At 65.5% G+C, this 18,429-nt stretch carries 16 protein-coding genes; 6 read left to right on the forward strand and 10 right to left on the reverse strand.

The window, feature by feature from the left end; genetic code table 11:
- Positions 1-22: 22 nt before the first annotated feature.
- Positions 23-313: a hypothetical protein gene (locus KPL74_18420; protein ID QWT19712.1), complete on the reverse strand. Its 291-nt coding sequence runs from the start codon at positions 311-313 to the stop codon at positions 23-25.
- Positions 314-475: 162 nt separating this feature from the next.
- Positions 476-907, reverse strand: a complete 432-nt coding sequence (locus KPL74_18425) for a hypothetical protein (protein ID QWT19713.1) — start codon at positions 905-907, stop codon at positions 476-478.
- A 112-nt stretch (positions 908-1,019) separates the two neighbouring features.
- Here KPL74_18425 and KPL74_18430 point away from each other — a divergent pair, with 112 nt between their 5' ends.
- Positions 1,020-1,562, forward strand: a complete 543-nt coding sequence (locus tag KPL74_18430) for a hypothetical protein (GenBank protein ID QWT19714.1) — start codon at positions 1,020-1,022, stop codon at positions 1,560-1,562.
- A 6-nt stretch (positions 1,563-1,568) separates the two neighbouring features.
- Here KPL74_18430 and murJ read toward each other — a convergent pair whose 3' ends face one another.
- Positions 1,569-3,101, reverse strand: coding sequence for a murein biosynthesis integral membrane protein MurJ (murJ, locus tag KPL74_18435; GenBank protein QWT19715.1), 1,533 nt, complete (start codon positions 3,099-3,101; stop codon positions 1,569-1,571).
- Between the two features lie 54 nt (positions 3,102-3,155).
- Here murJ and KPL74_18440 point away from each other — a divergent pair, with 54 nt between their 5' ends.
- Both KPL74_18440 and KPL74_18445 read left to right on the forward strand, forming a co-directional pair.
- On the forward strand, positions 3,156-3,512 hold the full coding sequence (locus KPL74_18440) for a hypothetical protein (protein ID QWT19716.1): 357 nt from the start codon (positions 3,156-3,158) through the stop codon (positions 3,510-3,512).
- A 6-nt stretch (positions 3,513-3,518) separates the two neighbouring features.
- The gene (locus KPL74_18445) at positions 3,519-4,220 is read left to right on the forward strand and encodes an aspartate/glutamate racemase family protein (GenBank protein ID QWT19717.1); all 702 of its coding nucleotides are present in this window, start codon (positions 3,519-3,521) and stop codon (positions 4,218-4,220) included.
- A 13-nt stretch (positions 4,221-4,233) separates the two neighbouring features.
- Here the strand turns inward: KPL74_18445 and KPL74_18450 are convergent, their stop codons facing one another.
- The 7 genes from KPL74_18450 to KPL74_18480 all read right to left on the reverse strand — a co-directional run bounded on the left by KPL74_18450 (position 4,234) and on the right by KPL74_18480 (position 16,013).
- On the reverse strand, positions 4,234-6,648 hold the full coding sequence (locus KPL74_18450; protein QWT19718.1) for a PAS domain-containing protein: 2,415 nt from the start codon (positions 6,646-6,648) through the stop codon (positions 4,234-4,236).
- Positions 6,645-7,106, reverse strand: a complete 462-nt coding sequence (locus KPL74_18455; protein ID QWT19719.1) for a response regulator — start codon at positions 7,104-7,106, stop codon at positions 6,645-6,647. Before KPL74_18455 ends, KPL74_18450 begins: the two co-directional genes overlap by 4 nt.
- 14 nt (positions 7,107-7,120) lie before the next feature.
- Positions 7,121-9,340, reverse strand: coding sequence for a GAF domain-containing protein (locus tag KPL74_18460; protein QWT19720.1), 2,220 nt, complete (start codon positions 9,338-9,340; stop codon positions 7,121-7,123).
- Positions 9,341-9,510: 170 nt separating this feature from the next.
- Positions 9,511-10,095 carry a fasciclin domain-containing protein gene (locus tag KPL74_18465; protein ID QWT19721.1) on the reverse strand — a complete coding sequence of 195 codons (585 nt, stop codon included), beginning with the start codon at positions 10,093-10,095 and terminating at the stop codon, positions 9,511-9,513.
- 99 nt (positions 10,096-10,194) lie between these two features.
- On the reverse strand, positions 10,195-13,488 hold the full coding sequence (locus KPL74_18470; protein ID QWT19722.1) for a YadA-like family protein: 3,294 nt from the start codon (positions 13,486-13,488) through the stop codon (positions 10,195-10,197).
- 407 nt (positions 13,489-13,895) lie between these two features.
- Complete coding sequence (locus KPL74_18475) at positions 13,896-15,575, reverse strand: MFS transporter (protein QWT19723.1); 1,680 nt, start codon at positions 15,573-15,575, stop codon at positions 13,896-13,898.
- 147 nt (positions 15,576-15,722) lie between these two features.
- Positions 15,723-16,013 (reverse strand): hypothetical protein, encoded by a 291-nt coding sequence (locus KPL74_18480; protein QWT19724.1) that lies wholly within the window; start codon positions 16,011-16,013, stop codon positions 15,723-15,725.
- A 107-nt stretch (positions 16,014-16,120) separates the two neighbouring features.
- Here KPL74_18480 and KPL74_18485 point away from each other — a divergent pair, with 107 nt between their 5' ends.
- The 3 genes from KPL74_18485 to KPL74_18495 all read left to right on the forward strand — a co-directional run bounded on the left by KPL74_18485 (position 16,121) and on the right by KPL74_18495 (position 18,419).
- Positions 16,121-17,083, forward strand: a complete 963-nt coding sequence (locus KPL74_18485; GenBank protein QWT19725.1) for a helix-turn-helix domain-containing protein — start codon at positions 16,121-16,123, stop codon at positions 17,081-17,083.
- A gap of 107 nt (positions 17,084-17,190) precedes the next feature.
- Entirely contained in the window at positions 17,191-17,622 is a 432-nt protein-coding gene (locus KPL74_18490) for a hypothetical protein (protein ID QWT19726.1), read from the forward strand.
- Positions 17,623-17,783: 161 nt separating this feature from the next.
- Positions 17,784-18,419 carry a hypothetical protein gene (locus KPL74_18495; protein ID QWT19727.1) on the forward strand — a complete coding sequence of 212 codons (636 nt, stop codon included), beginning with the start codon at positions 17,784-17,786 and terminating at the stop codon, positions 18,417-18,419.
- Positions 18,420-18,429: the final 10 nt, after the last annotated feature.

Here is an 18,429-nt window from a genome sequence, read left to right on the forward strand (position 1 = left end):
CGCGCGACCAGCGATCTTGCGATTACTTCGCGTCGGGAACGAGGTTGGCCAGCTTGCCCTTCTTATCGAACTGACAGGTGAAGTTCTTCTTGCCGTCCATGCCCGCGTCGGCGACGCCGGTGATGGCGTAACCGGAATCGGCGGCCTGGATCGGCTGCAGCTGGATGTAGTCGTTCTTCACGTCGAACTTCTTCGCCGCGGCGTCGAGGCACTTGGTGGTCAGCTTGCCCGGGTCGGGACGGTCGGAGGCGAAGGCGCCCGAGGCCACGACGAGGCCGAGCGAAGCGGCCAACAGCAGGGTGGATTTACGCATGGGTCTATCTCCGGTACGAGGCACGAGGCCGGGGTTACTGCCAACCGGAGTCTGCTTTGGCCTGCCTTGCGGGAGGATGAACCGGGGCCGCAGGCGGCCCTTCCGTCGTTCAGGAAGCGTCCGGCCCAACCCCGGAGCGGCCTGGCGCCGGCCGTGGCCCCTTCAGGCCGCCCGCAGGCGCTGCGTGGCGAGGTAGCGCAGGCCGACCGAAAGGGCCATGCCGTACCCGCCGATCCGGTTGCCGGGCACGGTGATGCTGACCAGTGAGGCGTGCCCTGGCGACACGCGTGCCAGGTCGCCTTCGCGACTGCCGTCATGGATCTCGATCAGCGGGATGGACGACGCGTTCAAGGCGTCGCGCAGAAGGGTAGTGCCTGGCTCGTCGATGGCATCCGGATCCATGTCCAGCAGGATCAGGTCGACATCGCGTGGCGTGGCGAGGCACGCCGCCACGTCGGTCACGTCGCGGCACGGTCGCCACAGCAAGTCCTCGCCCGCCGCCTGGGCCCGATCCCACAACTGCATCATCGGTTCGCTTGCGACGAAGGCATCGGCGTCAAGGTCGGGAGCGGCGACCACCAGCAGGATCGACATCCGGGTATTCCATGGTTAGGTGCGAGGCAGTATCTGTCGGCTCGCATAATGTCTGGCTTATGCTTATGGGTCGCGGCGTAAACAGTGCATAAAAAGGGAAGGATGCGGGCATATGAGGGACGTGACGATTCCACGGTGGCTGCTGGCGATTATCCTGGTGTTCGTTACCGCGCATGCCATGGCCGCTTCGACGCGCCATGGATTCGCCGACATCAGGGACTTCATCGGTGTCTTTGCCGAAGAGGGCATGGACTCGCCACGGCTAACGCAGAGACTGACCGAGCGAGGCATGGTTTTCGGTCCGGGCGATGCATATGGCAGGCAGCGCGGCAACGACGTGACGTTCGCCGACGGCGCGGTGTTGCGAGACATTCGGTACGTCCCCGATACGAGTTCCCGCGTAGGCATGTTCGACGCCATGCTCGCCGAGACCCAATGCGTTCCCGCCGGTGAGCTGGTTGCCGCCTATCATCTCAACGAGGTTCCTGCGTTGATTGGAGCGCCTGCGCCATCGAGCCATCCCTCACCCGATCCCATGCCGACCGCGAGGCGTTTCGATGGACGCGTCGGCAACGCGCAGATCTCGATCATGTACTTCACGGGTCGCGGCCAACCCGCAAGCCAGGACTGTGTTTCGACGCTGATCGTGCGGTGAGTCGCGTCAGCGACGCAGCCGTCCAAGCAAGGCCTGGCTTTCCTCGATGCGCAGCATGAAGGTCGCGCCGAAGTAGACCACGCCGTACACGCCGAGGACGTACACCGCCACGAGGATCGGCCCGAGGTCGGGCCCGAACCATTCCGCCGTGCCGGCGGCGATGGCGGCGACCAGCGCGGCACCCCATAGCCTGGCCATCATGGCAAAGGGCACGCCCGTCGTGCCCAGCCGCGCATTCATGCCCCGGCGCAGCAGGTAGAACTCGATCCAGCCGGCGATGCCAGCCGAGGCGGTGAGGAACGCGGTGCCCCACTTCGGCGCGATGCCGAGGGCGCCCGGTAGCCATAGCGCACCGCCAAGGCCGAGCAGGGCCGTGGCCACCAGGCGGATCATGGCGAAGCGTAGCGGCGTGCGCGTGTCGCGCAGTGCGTAGTAGGTCGAGGCATACAGGCGGCCGAACGTCGAGGCGAGCAGGCCGACGCCGGAGCCGGCGAGGATCGCCCAGACGTAGTTGGCATCGGCGCGAGTGAATTTACCCGACTGGTAAAGCGCCGCCACGATGACGTTGCCCAGCACGAAGAACGCCATCGCCGAGGGAACCACGAAGAAGGCGATGCGGGCGAGGCCGTTATCCAGGCGCCGGGAGAGTTTCGCTGCGCCTTCGGCATCCAGCTCCTTGCCCGCCACGCGCGACAGCTCGGGCAGCTCGGCCGCGGAGATCGCCATGCCGAACAGGCTGATCGGCAGCATGTTGATCGACGAGGCCGTGGTCATCGCCGCCATCGCACCCTGGCCGAGCAGGGTCGAAATGGCCTGGTCGACGAAGGCGCTGATCTGCACGACGCCGCGGCCGATCGCGACCGAGGTGAAGCTGCGCGTCACCTGTCGCACATCATCCGAGCGCCATCCGAGGTTGGGACGCATGGCGGGCGACAGCTTCATCACCGGGCCCAGCTGCACGAGGAACTGCAACAGGCAGCCGAGCACCGTGCCCCAGCCGAGGTAGACGATCAGCGAGTCGGCTGGCTGCTGGCGAAACACCAGCAGCGTCGCGATCATCGAGAGGTTCCACACCACCGGCGCCGCGTAGGAGAGGAAGAAGCGGCCGTGGCTGTTGAGGATGCCCAGGCACCATGCCGACCAGACCAGGATGCCCGTACCGGGAAACAGAATGCGCACGATCAGGATCGTCAGCTCGCGTTTCTCGCCCGAGTAGCCGGGGGCGATGAGCCAGAGCAGCCACGGCGTGGCCAGCACGCCGATGGCCACGATGGCCGAGATCACCAGGGCGAGGGCGGCGGCGATGGCCCCGGCCAGCCGGTCGGCTTCCTCGCGCCTGCCTTCGTGCAGCAGCCGGGCATAGACCGGGATGAACGACGCCGACAGCACGCCCTCGCCGAACAGGTTCTGCAGGAAGTTGGGCACGCGCAGCGCCGAGCTGAACACGTCCGCCGCGTCGGAAAGACCGAAGAAGTGCGAGAACACCCGCTGGCGCACGAGGCCCAGGATGCGGCTGCAGAGGATGCCGGCGGCAACCATGGCGGCGTTCCGGCGTCCGGTGGCTGGGGGCATCGTCAGTCGCTACGGTTGGGGATGGAAGAGTTTACCATCCGGGTGGTACCCATCCGGCCTGAGGGGACTGTTTTGAAAATCGAGATCGACTTCAGCATCTTCGACTCCCCGACGACCGCCTATGGGATGGCCACAGGCACGCTCGACGTGCCCTCGCTTCCGGTGGAGGGGGATCGACTCCAGGTGTCGGGCGCTCGCGGAGCCATTTGCGTCGATGGGTTCGATGGTTGTCTCAAGGTCGAGCATCTGGTTGCCATAGAGCGTACAGGGCGCTGCATATTCATGTTGAGTGACGTCGTGACGGAGTCGCGCGCAGATGCGGAACTGTTGCACCGTCGCCTCGAGGCTGAATCCGACGTGTTCGTCGACGAGTACTGATCCCCCATGAAGACCATTGGCATTCTTGGCGGCATGTCCGCCGCATCGACCCAGCTCTATTACAGCGAACTGTGCCGGCTGACCGCCGCGCGCCTCGGCGGCCTGCATTCGCCGGAACTGCTGATCCGCTCCGTGGACTTCGCTGCCATCGAAGCGCTCCAGGCCGCCGGCGACTGGACGACGGCGGGCGAACGCCTTCGCCTCGAAGCCCAGGCACTCGAGCGTGGTGGCGCCGGGCTCCTCGTGCTCGCGACCAACACGATGCACAAGGTGGCGGACCAGATGATGGAAGGCGTGGGCATCCCGCTGGTGCATATCGCGGACGCCACGGCGGCGCGCATCGCCGCGGCTGGTTTGCGTTCGCCGGGCCTGATCGCGACGGCGTTCACCATGGAGCAGGACTTCTACACGAGCCGGCTTGCACGGGCCGGGCTCGACGTCATCGTTCCCGAGGCTGCGGATCGCGCGGAAACGCACCGGATCATCTACGACGAGCTTTGCCGCAACATTACGCTCGACCAGAGCCGCGCGACGTACGTCGCGATCGCCGAACGGCTCGTGCAACGCGGTGCGGACTGCATCATCCTCGGCTGCACGGAAGTGGGGATGCTGCTCAACCAGGGGAACGTCACCGTGCCGGTCTTCGACACGGCGCTGGTCCATTGCGAAGTGGCGCTGGACAGGGCGTTGGCGGTCGACGACCGCTAACGCCCCAAGCACGCTAGTGGCGCTGCGCCTTGCCGGCGGCGCGGCTGGCGCCATCGAGTGCATCGGCGATCGCGCCGGCCAGTTCTGTCCGGGTGAACGGCTTGGCGAGGATGCCCACGTCGCGGACCTCGCGCTCGTTCGCTTCCATGTTGCGCGGATAGCCCGAGGTGAACAGCACGACCAGGCCGGGCTTGATGATCCGGGCCTTCTGCGCGAGCTCCCAGCCGGCCATGCCCGGCATGACGACGTCCGAGAAGAGCATGTCGACGTCCACGTCCGGCCGTTCGAGCAGTCGCAGCGCACTGAAGCCATCGTGTGCTTCGAGGACGCGATAGCCGAGGTCGCGCAGCACCTCGACGACATAGGCGCGGACGTCGTCGTTGTCTTCGGCCACGAGGATGGTGGCATCGCGGCTATCGTGCGTGGTCGCTTCGGGGCTGGCCTCGTCGGATGGCTCCGCCACCTGCATCGAGCGCGGGAAGAACATGGTGACGGCCGTGCCCTTGCCTTCGGTGGAGTCGAGCAGCACGTGGCCTTCGGACTGCCGGACGAACCCATAGACCATCGGCAAGCCGAGCCCGGTGCCGCGGCCCACTTCCTTGGTCGTGAAGAACGGCTCGAAGACCCGGGCCATCGTCTCGGCGGACATGCCTTCGCCGCTGTCCTTGACCCGCAGCATGACGTACTCGCCGGGCGAGAGCTCCGGGATGCGCTCGACGTCATCGCTGGAGAGGCGCGTGTTGCTGGTTTCGATGACGAGCCGGCCGCCGCCCGGCATGGCATCACGCGCGTTGACCGCCAGGTTGAGGATCGACGCTTCCAGCTGGGCTGGATCGACCTCGACGCTCCACAGGCTCGGCGCCGTCACCAGTTCCAGGTGGACGAGCTCGCCAAGCGCGCGCTTCAGCATGTCCTGCATGCCGAACAGCCGGCGATTACAGTCCAGCGGCTCCGTCTTCAGCGGCTGGCGCCGGGCGAAGGCGAGCAGCCGGTGCGTCAACGCGGCGGCGCTGGCGACGCCTTTCAGCGCATGGTCCAGCGCTCGCGATGCGCGGTCCGCGGAACCCTGGCTGCCGATCAGCATCTTGGCCAGCTCGGCGCTGCCCGCGATGATCGTCAGGATATTGTTGAAGTCGTGGGCGATGCCGCCGGTCAACTGGCCGATGGCCTCGATCTTCTGCGACTGGCGCAGCGCATGCTCGGCCTGGCGGCGTGCCGTCGTTTCCACCGCCTCCGACACCACGGCGACGATGTCGCCGGAGCGGTCGCGCAGCGGGCGGAACGAGAAGCCGAAGCTGCGCAGTCCGGTCGGAAGGTAGAGCTCCAGCTCGTGCTTCGAGGATTCTCCCTCGGCCGCACGGGCGATGGCCGCGCGAACGGTGGGCTGTGCCGCGCTGGTGCCGGCGAACCACGGTGAGTCCACCAGCGCTTCGCCGAGCACGGCCGTCTTCGCGATCAACACGGAGTTCAGCGACGCCGCGTTCGCGTCGAGGATGCGGCCTTCCTTGTCGAGCAGGATCTGCAACTGGAAGCTGGACTCGAAGATGGCCGCGAGGTGGCTGCGGCTGGTCTCCAGCTCGAGCGTGCGGGCACGCACTTCGCGCTCGAGCGTATCGTTGGACTGCCGCAGCGAACGTTCGGCGTCCTTCAGGTCGGTGATGTCGCGAGCCAGCAGGTAGTAGCCGGTGACATCGCCGGCGGCGTCCATCTCCGGCACGCAGTCGATCTGCGCGTAACGATGCTCGCCCTGCCTGGTCGGGAAGGCGGCTTCGATGACGGTACGCGCGCCGGTCGTGACCGACAGGAGTGAATCGGCACTCTCGGCGAAGGCTTCCTGGCCCAGCACCTCGGCGAGGTGCATGCCGGTCAGTTGCTCCGGGGTGATGCCGAACCAGTGCGTGTGTGCGTCATTGCCGAAGCGGTAGCGGTGGTCGAGGTCGACATGCGCGATCAACGCGGGCAGCGCGTCCGCGATCAGCAGCAGCCGCTCGCGGCTTTCCTTGAGCTCGCGTTCGGCCCTGGCAAGCTTCTTTCGTTCTTCGTTTTCGGACAATGCACGATCGATGGCATCCGGCAGTCGCTGCAGTCGCTGCTTGACCACGTAGTCGCGCGCGCCTTGCTTGAGTGCCGCCACGGCGAGCTCGTCCGAGAGCGTGCCGGAGACGAAGATAAAGGGGACATCCGGCGCGTCGGCACGGGCGATCGCCAGGGCGTCGCTGCCATCGAAACCGCGCAGGAGGTGGTCGGAAAGGATGATGTCGTGTTCGTGCGACGACACCGCTGCCTGGAACGCGTCCAGCGTCCAGACGCGGTCCAGCGTGTAGTTCATGCGGGCATGGGCCAGCTGAGCTTCGATCAGCTCCGCGTCGAGCGCGCTGTCCTCCAGCAGGAGGATGCGGGTAGCCGCCGCGCGCGCGTCGCTCGTCATGCGCCACCGCCCTGCACGGGCAAGGGCGGCGGTGGCTGGTTCGTGATGCCCCAGAACATGCCGAGCCCCTGGATGGCTTCGAAGAATTCCTTGAAGTCCACGGGCTTCACCACGAAGGCATTCACCCCGAGCTTGTAGCTGCGCAGGAGATCCTGCTCTTCGCGCGACGAGGTGAGCATCACGACCGGCGTGCTGCGTAGTTTTTCGTCGCGACGCACTTCCTCGAGTACTTCAAGGCCGTTGATCTTGGGCAGCTTGAGGTCGAGCAACACCACGACGGGCCCGCCGTGGCGGGTGCCCGCGAACGCGCCTTCGCTGCGCAGGTAGTCGAGCGCTTCCGCGCCGTCACGCACGTGGATGACGTCGTTGAGCAACTGGCACTTGGCCAGCGCGGCGAGGGTCAGCTCGGCGTCTTTGGGATTGTCCTCGACGAGCAGGATGGGACGTAGATCGCGCACGGAAAATCCTCTGCCTAGCAAGGAATGGAAAATGAAAAGGTGGCGCCTTCGCCGAGGAGGCCTTCCGCCCACACGCGGCCGCCATGGCGGGTGACGATGCGGTGCACGTTGGCCAGGCCGATGCCCGTGCCTTCGTAGTCTTCGATGTGGTGCAGTCGCTGGAACACGCCGAACAGCTTGTCGACGTAGCGCATGTCGAAGCCACAGCCGTTGTCGCGGACGAAGAAGATGTCTTCGCCCTCCTCGCGGCGATGGCCGATGGTGATCCGCGGGTCGGCCGCGTCGCGAGTGAACTTCAGCGCATTGGCGACGAGGTTCTGCCAGACCTGGCGCATCATCGCCGGGTCCACGGTGACCACCGGCAGGGGGCCGATGTCCCAGGTGACGGTCCGTCCCTGCGACTCCATCTCGAGGCGGTGGCGGACATCGTCGACGAGGGAAGCCATCTTGATGGTCAGCTTGCCGAGCGTCGAGCGACCCAGCTGGGAGAAGCTCAATAGATCGTCGACCAGGGTGCCGGCCGACTTCGCCGACTCCACGATGGTGTCCAGGAAGCGCCGCTCGGTGTCGTTCAGTCGCTCACTCGCGGAGGACGACAGTAGTTCGGAGTAGCCGACGATGTGCCTGAACGGTGCGCGCAGGTCGTGGCTGACCGAATAGGAGAACGCTTCCAGTTCCTTATTCGTGCGGACCAGCTGTTCGTTGACCTCGGCAAGTTCTTCGGCATTGCGCAGCACGATGTCGACGATTGCCACGCGCAATTCCATGGCGGCGTCGCGATCGACATCGCTCCACGGCAGGGAGCGCTGGTGGACGGTTTCCTTCCAGATCTCGAACGACATGCGCGGCGACAGCGACCCATCGCCCTGCGACTTGCGCGGATCGCCGCCCCAGCGCACCGTCCGCACCACCTCGGGCCGGAACCAGAGCAGGTAGCTGTCGTGCAGCTGCGAGATCGAGATCGCCAGTACGCCGCTTGCGACGTCGGCGACCGACTCGGTGCCGGGCAGCTCGGACGGCAGGCGGTCGGTCGTGTAGACGTCGCTGCCGTCACGCTGGCCGGCGACCCACTGGATGATGGCCTGGATCTGGTCTTCGGGCGGGCAGTCGCCCACGCGGATGCAGTCGTCGCGCCGGACGATGGCCGCGCCACTGGCACGCGTCAGCGCGAGCAGGTGGGCTTCATCCTTGCGCAGGGCTTCGACGAAATCATCGTCGCCGGTCATCCGTCCGAGCAGGTGCATCTGCGCCGCGCGTCGATGGACGCGTTCTTCGACGACCGCGGCGCGTTCTTTCTGCGCGATCTGCAAGGCGAGGATCTGGCCGATGAATTCGCATGCGGTGCGGACGTGGTACGGGACGCGGCGCGACACCTGGTTGTGACACGAGATGAGGCCCCACAGCCGGTTGTCGTGCACCAGCGAGACCGACATCGACGAGCCGGTACCCATGTTGCGCATGTATTGCAGATGGACCGGCGAGACGCTGCGAAGCATGGCCAGGCTGAGGTCGGTCGGTGGCGCGCCCCGGCGCCCCTTGCTCCGGGTCAGCGGGGTCGGCTGGTAGTCGGCGTCGGCGATCAGGCGCAGTCGGTTGCGGCGGTAGAGCTCGCGCGCCTGCGCCGGGATGTCCGACTCCGGGAAGCGCAGGTCCAGGTACGACGGCAGGACTTCGTTCCGCGACTCGGCGACCACGGCGCCGTTCCACTCGGCATCGAACTGGTAGACCAGGGTTCGATCGAACCCGGTCAGCCGCGCGACTTCGGCGGCGCCAAGATCGCACAGCGCCTGGACGGTCTCGGCTTTCTCCAGCGCGGAGATGAAGCGCCGGATGGAGGGGTAGAGTTCCTCGAGTGACGACGGCTCGCCCGGTACCGGCGATTCCAGCTCGATGACGATCTCGTTGCCGTTGCGATGCGCCAGGCCGTGGTGTTTACCCAGGGCGCCGAGCGGAATCGTGCCGAGGTAGACCGCGCCGTCCGGTGCCATGCCATCCAGCTGCGAGAGGCAGGGTGCCAGCACGCCGCCAAAGGCATCGGCGAGGGGCTGGTCGAGCGGATCGCCTGCGGACGCCAGCAGATCGGTATCCGACACGGCGCGCTCGGTCACCCGCATGCTGGCGGGATCGACGACAAGCAGGGCGCCGTAAGGCTGGATCGCGCCGGGCGTGTGGATCGGTTCCCGCGCACAGGCCGATAAATCCAGCGCTTGCGAGGGAAGGGATTGCGCAGACATGCAGGAACTCCGGACGCACGGACATTTATATTGCCTGATGCGGACGGCAACCCCAAATGGATTCAACGAGTAACTGGCGTCTACACATATGTGTAAGAGCAGTTCACGAACGTGAAGACCCGTGCGGCAGGACAGCGCGCCGGCACCATGCCGACGCGCGAACTGGGGACTTAAGGCATCAAGACCTTGTCGACCACATGGATGACGCCATTGGATTGCATCACATCACCTATCGTCACGTGGGCGACGCCACCCTTGGTATCGGTCACGGTGAGCGCATTGCCCGCCTGCATCACGGTCAGCGGTTCGCCTTCGACCGAGGTAAGCGACGCCTTGCCGCCACCCTTAGCCACCAGGTCCATCAGATCCTTGGCCGTATAGCGTCCCGAGACAACGTGGTAGGTGAGGATCTTCGTCAGCGTCTCTTTATTCTCCGGCTTGACCAGGTGGTCAACCGTGCCCTTGGGCAGCGCATCGAAAGCTTCGTTGGTCGGTGCGAACACGGTGAACGGGCCGGCGCCGGATAGCGTATCGACGAGGCCGGCCGCTTTCACCGCGGCCACCAGCGTGGTGTGGTCCTTCGAGTTCATCGCGTTCTGCACGATAGTCTTGTTCGGATACATCGCTGCGCCACCTACCATGACGGTGTGGTCGGTGCCCATGTCCTGCTGTGCGAAACCCGGCACCGAGACACCAAGTCCCAGTGCGAGCGTCAGGGCCGAAAGCGATACGCGCTTGATGTGTTTCGTATTCATCGAAAACTCTCCTTGCCCCGTCATAGGGGTATGAGTGATACGCAAATGAGGAGCCGTCGGACGCGCAGTCGCATCGCGACGACTCCACGATCCAGGCTGTTACCAGCCCATGCCCACGCCGACGCCACCGGAGCTTTCGCCGTGGCTCATCGCGCCACCAAAAGTGATGTTCGCCTTCGACGTAATCGCGCGCGAATAGCCGATCGACAAGGCCGCTTCACCGCGGTAACCGCCGACACCCACGCCCAGTCGATTCTGTCCGTCCACACCCTGGGTGCTGAACGCCATCTGCGACATCGCCGCACCCATGGCGCCGACCTTGTCCAGGCGATCATTGACCGAGTGGATCTGGTTGTTGACCTGGTTCCGGTACGTATTGAAGTCGTCCCCGGTGACGAAGTTGCCGAACTTCGAATCGGTGTACGCCTTCGCCTGGTTCAGCGTCTTGACGTCGTTCGTGTCGCTATAGGTCTTGGCCGTTGCCAGCGCCTGGTCGACCTGCGCGGTATTGGCCGCATCGGTGGCCTGCGTGCCACCCGCGACGTTGGTGATCTGCCTTGGTGCCACCGCCGTACCGACCGAGACCGTATTCGCACGATCGGCGATCGAACCCTGGCCGAGCGCCACCGCATTGGCCGCCTGTACGGACGCGCCCTGGCCCACGGCCGTTCCGGAGGCCGCCGTCACCGAAGCGCCCTCGCCAACGGCGACGGCATGGGTCGCATTGGCGGTGATCGTGGCATTCGCACCCACCGCCGTGCTGCCATCCGCACCGACGCTGGCACCGCTACCCACTGCCGTATCGGTCGGGTCCTGCGCATGGGATCCTGTTCCCACTGCCAACCCGGCGCCCGTTCCCGCGGGGATGCCCATGCCGTTCGGGCCACTACCGCCCTCGATGTTGGTGACCCGTGTATTGAGGCTGCCCAGCATCGTATCCACGGCGCCGAAGGCGGAGCCCACGTTGTTGTAAGCGGTCCCACCGATGGTATAGGCCGGCGCGACGAAACCCGCAGCGCTGAACATGGCCCCTGCGCCGAGCGACTGCGCGGTCGATTGCTGGGTCAGGTTGAGCTGGTCGCCATTGACGACATCGGTACTGCCCTGGGCCACGTTACCCGCGGCAGCGTTGACGATCTTGCGCTGTGCCGTTGCGCTGCCCACCGACACCGTGTCGGCATCGACGGCTTCCGAGTTCGCGCCAAGCGCCACGCTGTTGTTCGCGACCGCGGAAGCACCGGCACCAAGCGCCGTGGCCGTTCCGCCCAGCGTGGCAGCGCCGCTACCGACAGCCGTACCCTGGCCTGCCGCGGCGGTGGCGCCGTGGCCAATCGCGGTCGATTCGTCCGCGGGTGCATAGGCGTTGGCACCCAGCGCCACGGCGTAGTTGCCACTCGCCGCCGCGGAGAAGCCGAACGCCGAGGCCGACTGGGCACCCGCCGGGTCGAAGAGGTTGAACGCCGTGGCGTTGTTGCCCACGGCCACGCTATTTGTGGACGCCTGGGTGAAATAACCCACCGCTACGCCACCCTGCCCACGCGCATGGGCGTACTGACCGACGGCGACACCTTGCGCCGAGTCCGCGCCTGCCGCGTTGCCCAGCGCGACGCTGCCATCGCCGGCTGCCGTAGCGCGTGCACCCGTAGCAACACCCAGGCTGCCGGGCGTCACGACCGCATCGTCGGTACCGTCGTTGGCGCCATCGGCGTGGAAGTAGCGCGTGGCGCCGGTCACGGCCCCGCTGACGCTGGCATTAAGTTGCGACACGTTCACCGCATCCGTCGCACCGGTGCCTGCGGCGACGTTGGTGATGCGCCTTTCCGCGCCACTGCTACCGACGGAGACCGTGTCTGCCTGGTCGGCGACCGAACCGGCACCGAGGGCCACGGCATTGGACGCGGAAGCCAGGGAACCTGACCCAAAGGCACTACTGTTGCCTGCGTAGGCGCGCGCACCGTTGCCGATGGCGACCGCATCCGTGCCGAGCGTCACGGCACTCGTGCCGATCGCCGTGCTTCCCATGGCCGATGCCGTCGCAGAGTGACCCACCGCCGTGGCTTCGTCGCTAGGCGCGTATGCCTGCGCGCCTAGCGCCGTGGAGCCATTGCCGTTGGCTGAGGAGGAGTAGCCGAAGGCGGAGGCGCCAACGGCATTGCCGAACAGCTGGAAGGCGCTGGCGTTGCTGCCCACCGCGACGCTCTGTGCGCCGGCGTTGCTGAAGTAACCGACGGTGACCCCATCCGTGTCGCGCGACTGCGCATAGGTTCCAATCGACACGCTACGAGCACCGGTGCTGCTGGAGCCGAGCCCCACCGCCACCGTCTGGTCCCCGCTCGCCATGGCCTGTGAACCGACGGCCACCGCATCCTGGCCGATCGCCTGCGAGTCCGCGCCGGTCGAATTCGTGTGGAAATACTTGACGCCCGCGCCCCCTGCAATCGCCGATACCTGGTCGTCGGTTGCCTGCAACTGGCTGACGTTCACCGCGTCGGTTGGGTCACTGCCGGCCGCGACGTTGGTCAGGCGGCGGGTGTCTCCCGTGACATTGTTGCCGATGGACACTTCGCCGACGGGTGCCGTGCCGGCAAGCGCGCCGTTGAAGCGGTTATAGGCGGGTTGCGCCAGCCGCGAACCATCGGCGCGGGTACCCGCGCCCAAGGCGACGTTGGTGTCCGTTCCCGTGCTGTCGGCTTCCGAATTCGAGCCGACGGCGACGTTGGAGGTGCCGTTTGCCACGGCGAAGTTGCCCAGCGCAGAGGAGAAATCGGCATTCGCCTCCGCGCTCGCACCTATGGCGGTCGCGAAGTTGCCAGCAGCCGTGCTCAGCGTGCCGACGGCCGTGCCGAGGCTGCCGCCCACCGTCGTGAACGCACCAACACCGACCGACAAGGTGCCTGCCACGGCGCTGGTATCACCGATGGCGATGGAGCTCCCGCCCGTCGACATCGCACCGCTGCCGATGGCGATGTCGTTCGTGATGATGTCTGACTGGCCCTGTACGCCCGCGACCGCCCCATGGCCTTGCGCGATGGCGCCATCGCCATGCGCCGTGGCGCCGTCACCGGAAGCGACGCTGCTTACGCCAGTCGCGGTGGTGTTCGTGCCAAGCGCCGTGGCGTTGTCGCCGGTAGCCGTGGCGCCGTTGCCGCACGCCAGGGCGTTGGCACCCGGGGCCGTGGCGCCCGGAATGGGATTGCCATTGGCATCGCACACATCCCCGGCCCATGCACTGGATGACGCGCAGGCGAGGGCAAGCACACACGCGTGGACCAGGAACGATGGGCGACCGCGCCTGACAACTGAGCCAGACTTACCACGACGATCCGCATGCTCACTGGCAACGACAAACGCGCGCAACGTGGTATTCCAGACGCGGCTGAAAATATGATTCATGGCAATGACCTCTCAAGATGAGCCGTTAGACGAGACGATGGTTTTTTCCGGGCAAGTGAATGCGGCTCCGTCGACACGCCGCGACAAAAGCCGGCGTCGTGAGCGACAGATGAGAGAAGATGTTTAGGCCCGCAAAAATGCCCCGCCCGAAGATTCCGGGCGGCTGATGCGATTCAGCAATGCGAATCGAAAGGGTGCATACGAGTCGATATTTTTCGACTCACACATGCATACGTTCGCAGTAGTTCTACGGATGCGTAGAAACGAAAAGTATTTTGCGAGCAACAGTCGATCGATGGTTCGCCGTTCGTCGTCAACGACGTGGCGCGTGATCCAGCGAGAAGGGCGCGTGCAATTCGCGTGAAGCATTCGCACGCAGGAGCAGCGAAGGCACCGTTAATCCGCGGCTATCGCTGCCGCGTGAACTGCTGCTCCGTCATCACCGAGCCCCACTGGTCGCCGACTTCTTCGGACGTCAGCGTGAAGCCGAAGCTTTCGTACAGCCGACGTGCTGCGTCGAGTCCCTTGAACGTAAACAACTGGATGGCCTCGTACCCCGCCTGATCGCAGAAGGCGACGGCCTCCACCATGAGTCGACGGCCAACGCCACCGCCGCGACAGCCTTCGTCGAGGATGAACCAGCGCAGGTGCGCCTGGTTGCCGCCGAGGTCTTCGCCATCGATCGCCACGGAACCGACGATCCGATCATCCTGCAGTGCCAGCCAGATGCGATTGGCGGGGCGATCGATCCGGCTGACGAACTCGGCGAGGTCGGCCGCGACGCGGCGCTCGAAGAAGGCGCCGAACTGCCAGTGACGTGCGTAGAACTCTGCGTGCATTTCCACGATGCGACCGACAAGGCCCGGGCGGTAGCCCACCGCAACCTCCAGCTCGGGTACGCCAGGTCTGGCATCGGCGTCGAGCCTGCCGGCCAGTGCCCCGCCACCGGCCTCGATCCGCGCCGCGGAAAGCTCGGCACACACAAGGGCTGCAACGGCGAAGGCGGCGGCTACCCAGCCGAGGGCCTGCGGGCCTAGCTGACGTAGCGCGACGGCGCCGACGAGGCCGGCGAACGTCGTGCCCAGATAGGTGGCGGAGCTGTTCAGTCCGAGCAGCAGGGGTGCGACCGCTGGCGCAATGCCCACCAGGCGATGCTGTTGCGGTACGAGGATCCCCCAGCCGCACGCACCCCATACGGCGATGGCGACCACGGCCGTCGCCAGGTGCGTCGCGGTCCACGGCAGGAGTGCGAAGTCGAGGATGACGAGAACCAGCATCACCGCCAACACGCGACGGGACCCTATCGCATCCAGCAGGCGGCCGGCGCGCAGGTTGGCAACGGTTCCGGCCGCACCCCACAACACGAGCATCAGTCCGAAGCGCGTGGTGCTTCCACCGATCGCCGGCGCGAACACCACGGAGAAATAGGTGTAGACGACGAACGCCGCGCAGAAGAACAGCATCGTGGTCAGCAACGTGAGGCCGACGCGTGGATCGGCGATCGGCGCCAGCCGCTTCGCCAGGGGAATCGCCGGAAGCATCGGTATGCGCGAGAGGAAGATGGCAACGCCGCCAGCGGAAAGCACGGCCAGCGCGGCGACGAACACCATCGTCCAGCGCCAGTCGACGAAGCCGCCTATGAACGTGCCGATCGGCGCACCGATGGCCGTCGATACCGTCATTCCCGCGATCACGATCGCCAACGCCCTGCCTCGGCGTTCCGGCGCGACCAGCGTCGCCGCCGTGCCGGCCGCGGTCGGTGAGTAAAGCGCGGCCCCGAGGCCTGCGAGGACCCGCGACAGAAGCGCCATCGACAGCGACGTCGCCGTGGCTGTCCACAGGTTGGCCACTACGAAGATGGCCAGGGAGGTGAGCAGCATGGTCTTGCGCGGCACGTGTGCGGTCACGGCCGCGAGCACAGGGGCAAGCAGGGCGAATGCGATGGCGTAGGCGCTGGTCAGCTGGCCGGCGGCGGGTATCGTGACGTGCAGCCCGCTGGCGATTTGCGGAAGCACGCCGGCCATGACGAAGCTGTCGGTGCCTAGGGCGAACATCCCGACGGAAAGAATGATCAGGCGGCGATCCATGGGCGTGTTCCTGGTGAAGAGTGCAGGCAGCCACGCTCGACGCAGGGACGACCCACGTGCGCTCGCGTGTTTGGGAAAGGTTGCCCACCGAGGCCTGCCGGGTGGGCAACGTGACTACCGTTTGCAGGGTGGGGCTGGCGGTGACGCTCAGTCAGCCGGCAACAGGCGGCCCAGCGGCATGAGCGGGCCGACCGGCAGCAGCTCGTAGTCCATGACGCCACCGGCGACCAGTGGCAGGGTGCCCAGCACGGTTTTCGCGTCTTCCAGCGAATCCACGTTCATCAGGAAAATGGGACCACGCTGGTCGGCGAACCAGAACTGCTCGACGTGCCCGTTGAGGTAGAGCTTGAGCGTGGCGCCGACCTCGGTGCCCATGTACGGCTTGAGCACTTCAGGGGTGAGCGGCTGCAGCGGCGTTGCGATTGCCATGACTTTCATGGTGACGACCTCGTTTGCGGTGGGAAGGGAAGCAACGGTGGTCAATCTACCCACCGGGGGTGGCCGGTGGTATCGTCGTAAATGACAATTTTAGAGTCGTTTACGCCATGAAGATCGCCATCCTCGCGCTCGACGGCCTGTTCGACACCGGCCTGACCGTTTCCCTCGACACGCTCTCCATCGCGAACAACTTTTCTTCGCGCATGACGGGTAGCCGGCCGTTCGAGGTCTCGGTGACCGGCGTGAAGCGCAAGATCCGCACCGCGCAGGGGCTGTCGATTTCCACGTGTCCCGTAGGCGACTGCGGCACCCCGGACTGGGTTATCGTCCCGGCGCTCGCTACGTCGGCGCCGGATGCGCTGGTCGCTGCGCTCGGCAGGAAGGACGTATGCAAGGCCGGGGAGCAATTGCGTGAGTGGCACGCGCAGGGTGCGAGCATCGCGGCATCGTGCATCGGCTCCTTCATCCTGGCCGAGACCGGTTTGCTCGACGAGGGCGAAGCCACGACCACATGGTGGCTGGCTCCGCTGTTTCGCCAGCGCTACCCGGCCGTCGCGCTGGACGAAACGCGGATGCTGGTGCCTTCCGGCCGGCTGGTCACGACCGGCGCGGCGATGGGGCATCTGGATCTCGCCCTGTGGCTCGTGCGCAGGGTGAGCCCGGACCTCGCCGCCGTCGTCTCGCGCTATCTGCTGGCGGACATTCGTTCTTCGCAGGCGCCCTACATCATCCCCAACCATCTCGCCCAGGCCGACCCGCTCATCGCGCAGTTTGAAAAATGGGCACGCGACCACCTGAAGGGCGGTTTCTCCCTGCAGGACGCCGCCAGAGCCCTCGCGACCAGCACCCGCACGCTGCAACGCCGCTGCGAGGCCGTGCTGGGGAAATCCCCGTTGTCGTATTTCCAGGACCTGCGCGTGGAACGCGCCCGCGCATTGATCCAGGGCAACGAGCTGGACATCGAATCCGTCGCTGCGGAGGTTGGTTATGCGGATGGCGCTACGCTGCGAACATTGCTGCGGCAGAGGCTGGGGCGTGGTGTGCGGGAGTTGCGTGGGGATTTGCAGTAACGCTCGGTTAGCCCGTGGCTAGCGCATTGCATCATCTCGCTATGGAACGAGGAAGACGCCAACAAGCGTCGCTGACTTGACCTGATGAGCCAAAGAAGGGGATTGGAATGCGCTACCGCAATCTGTTGCCACTAATGGCCATGCTGGTGGCAGGAGTTGTCCACGATGCGAGCGCGGATGACGTCCCGATCCGATCCCCCGGGCTTGCGGGAGTCACGCTCGCCGGAGCGAACCGGATCATGCGTCACGTCGTGTCCGAGGGACACAGCAAAGGCGAGGCGTTTGAACAGGTGCCGAACAATGCCAGAGAGCGCGACTTCTATGTCTTCGAGGTTTTCAGGACAAACGCGAAAAATGGGGAGTCTGATGTCTCCGCGTTCATGGCGATCAGCAAGCGGAGCGGACGCATCGTCGTAACAGCGGGCGAATGGTGCTATCCGTACCCGGAGTACGACGACGATAAGGCGGCTACGCCGATCAAGCCGACGCCCGGCGCGGACCTGCCGGCTGCCTGCGAAGACCCGACGCTGGGCAAGTAGTCAGCGCACGCTTTCGATGGAGGTGGCGGCCGTGTATGGCTCGGTATGTGTCGCCTGGGATGGCAGCATGCAGAGCATACGCGTCATAGGTATGGTGGGACTTGTGTGAATCATTTCGTTCCTGTTGAATCGCCGAACCATGCCGTTAAGGGAAGTAACGTATGCTCGGTCAACGATTCCTTGTCATTTATTCCGGGTTACTCACCGCGGTCTTCGCGGTTTCGATGCTGACCGGATTCGCGAGAAATCCGGCATCGTCATTCGACGAGATAAATGTTCAGCGTATTAATTTGCGCGAGCCCGATGGCACGCTCCGGATGGTCATAACCGACGGCGCCAGGATGCCAGGTGTAATCATCAAGGGTAAGGAGCAGCCCAAGGAAGACCGCCCGCAGGCCGGGATGATCTTCTACAACGACGAAGGCTCCGAGAATGGTGGCCTTATTTTCGGGGGAAAGCGTCTCGCTAACGGCGACGTCGTCGATGCGGGCGGAAGCCTTTCGTTCGACCGCTATAACGCGAACGAAGTTGTGAAGCTGATCGGCGTCAACGACAAGTCGGATGATTTCGCAGGCTTGATCATTTCCGATAGCAAGGAAAATGCACGCGGCCATCGCCGAGTGTGGGTCGGCAAGACGGATGACGGGCTGGCCTCGCTCGCCCTGATGGATGCGAAGGGAAACGAGCGTATCCAACTGAAGGTGCCTGCAGACGGTACGCCTGAGATCAATTTCCTCGACGAGCATGGGGCGGTCGTCAAAGTGATCAAAGGGGATGGCGCCGCGTTGCGGCAGTAATCCGCCCTCG

It is taken from the genome of Bacillus sp. NP157 (genome assembly GCA_018889975.1).
Taxonomy (GTDB): Bacteria; Pseudomonadota; Gammaproteobacteria; order Xanthomonadales; family Rhodanobacteraceae; genus Luteibacter.

Coding starts and splice junctions, on each gene's coding strand:
- KPL74_18420 (QWT19712.1), bottom strand. CDS start 313: ATGCGTAAATCCACCCTGCTGTTGGCCGCTTCGCTCGGCCTCGTCGTG.
- KPL74_18425 (QWT19713.1), bottom strand. CDS start 907: ATGTCGATCCTGCTGGTGGTCGCCGCTCCCGACCTTGACGCCGATGCC.
- KPL74_18430 (QWT19714.1), top strand. CDS start 1,020: ATGAGGGACGTGACGATTCCACGGTGGCTGCTGGCGATTATCCTGGTG.
- murJ (QWT19715.1), bottom strand. CDS start 3,101: ATGGTTGCCGCCGGCATCCTCTGCAGCCGCATCCTGGGCCTCGTGCGC.
- KPL74_18440 (QWT19716.1), top strand. CDS start 3,156: ATGGAAGAGTTTACCATCCGGGTGGTACCCATCCGGCCTGAGGGGACT.
- KPL74_18445 (QWT19717.1), top strand. CDS start 3,519: ATGAAGACCATTGGCATTCTTGGCGGCATGTCCGCCGCATCGACCCAG.
- KPL74_18450 (QWT19718.1), bottom strand. CDS start 6,648: ATGACGAGCGACGCGCGCGCGGCGGCTACCCGCATCCTCCTGCTGGAG.
- KPL74_18460 (QWT19720.1), bottom strand. CDS start 9,340: ATGTCTGCGCAATCCCTTCCCTCGCAAGCGCTGGATTTATCGGCCTGT.
- KPL74_18465 (QWT19721.1), bottom strand. CDS start 10,095: ATGAATACGAAACACATCAAGCGCGTATCGCTTTCGGCCCTGACGCTC.
- KPL74_18470 (QWT19722.1), bottom strand. CDS start 13,488: ATGAATCATATTTTCAGCCGCGTCTGGAATACCACGTTGCGCGCGTTT.
- KPL74_18475 (QWT19723.1), bottom strand. CDS start 15,575: ATGGATCGCCGCCTGATCATTCTTTCCGTCGGGATGTTCGCCCTAGGC.
- KPL74_18480 (QWT19724.1), bottom strand. CDS start 16,013: ATGAAAGTCATGGCAATCGCAACGCCGCTGCAGCCGCTCACCCCTGAA.
- KPL74_18485 (QWT19725.1), top strand. CDS start 16,121: ATGAAGATCGCCATCCTCGCGCTCGACGGCCTGTTCGACACCGGCCTG.
- KPL74_18490 (QWT19726.1), top strand. CDS start 17,191: ATGCGCTACCGCAATCTGTTGCCACTAATGGCCATGCTGGTGGCAGGA.
- KPL74_18495 (QWT19727.1), top strand. CDS start 17,784: ATGCTCGGTCAACGATTCCTTGTCATTTATTCCGGGTTACTCACCGCG.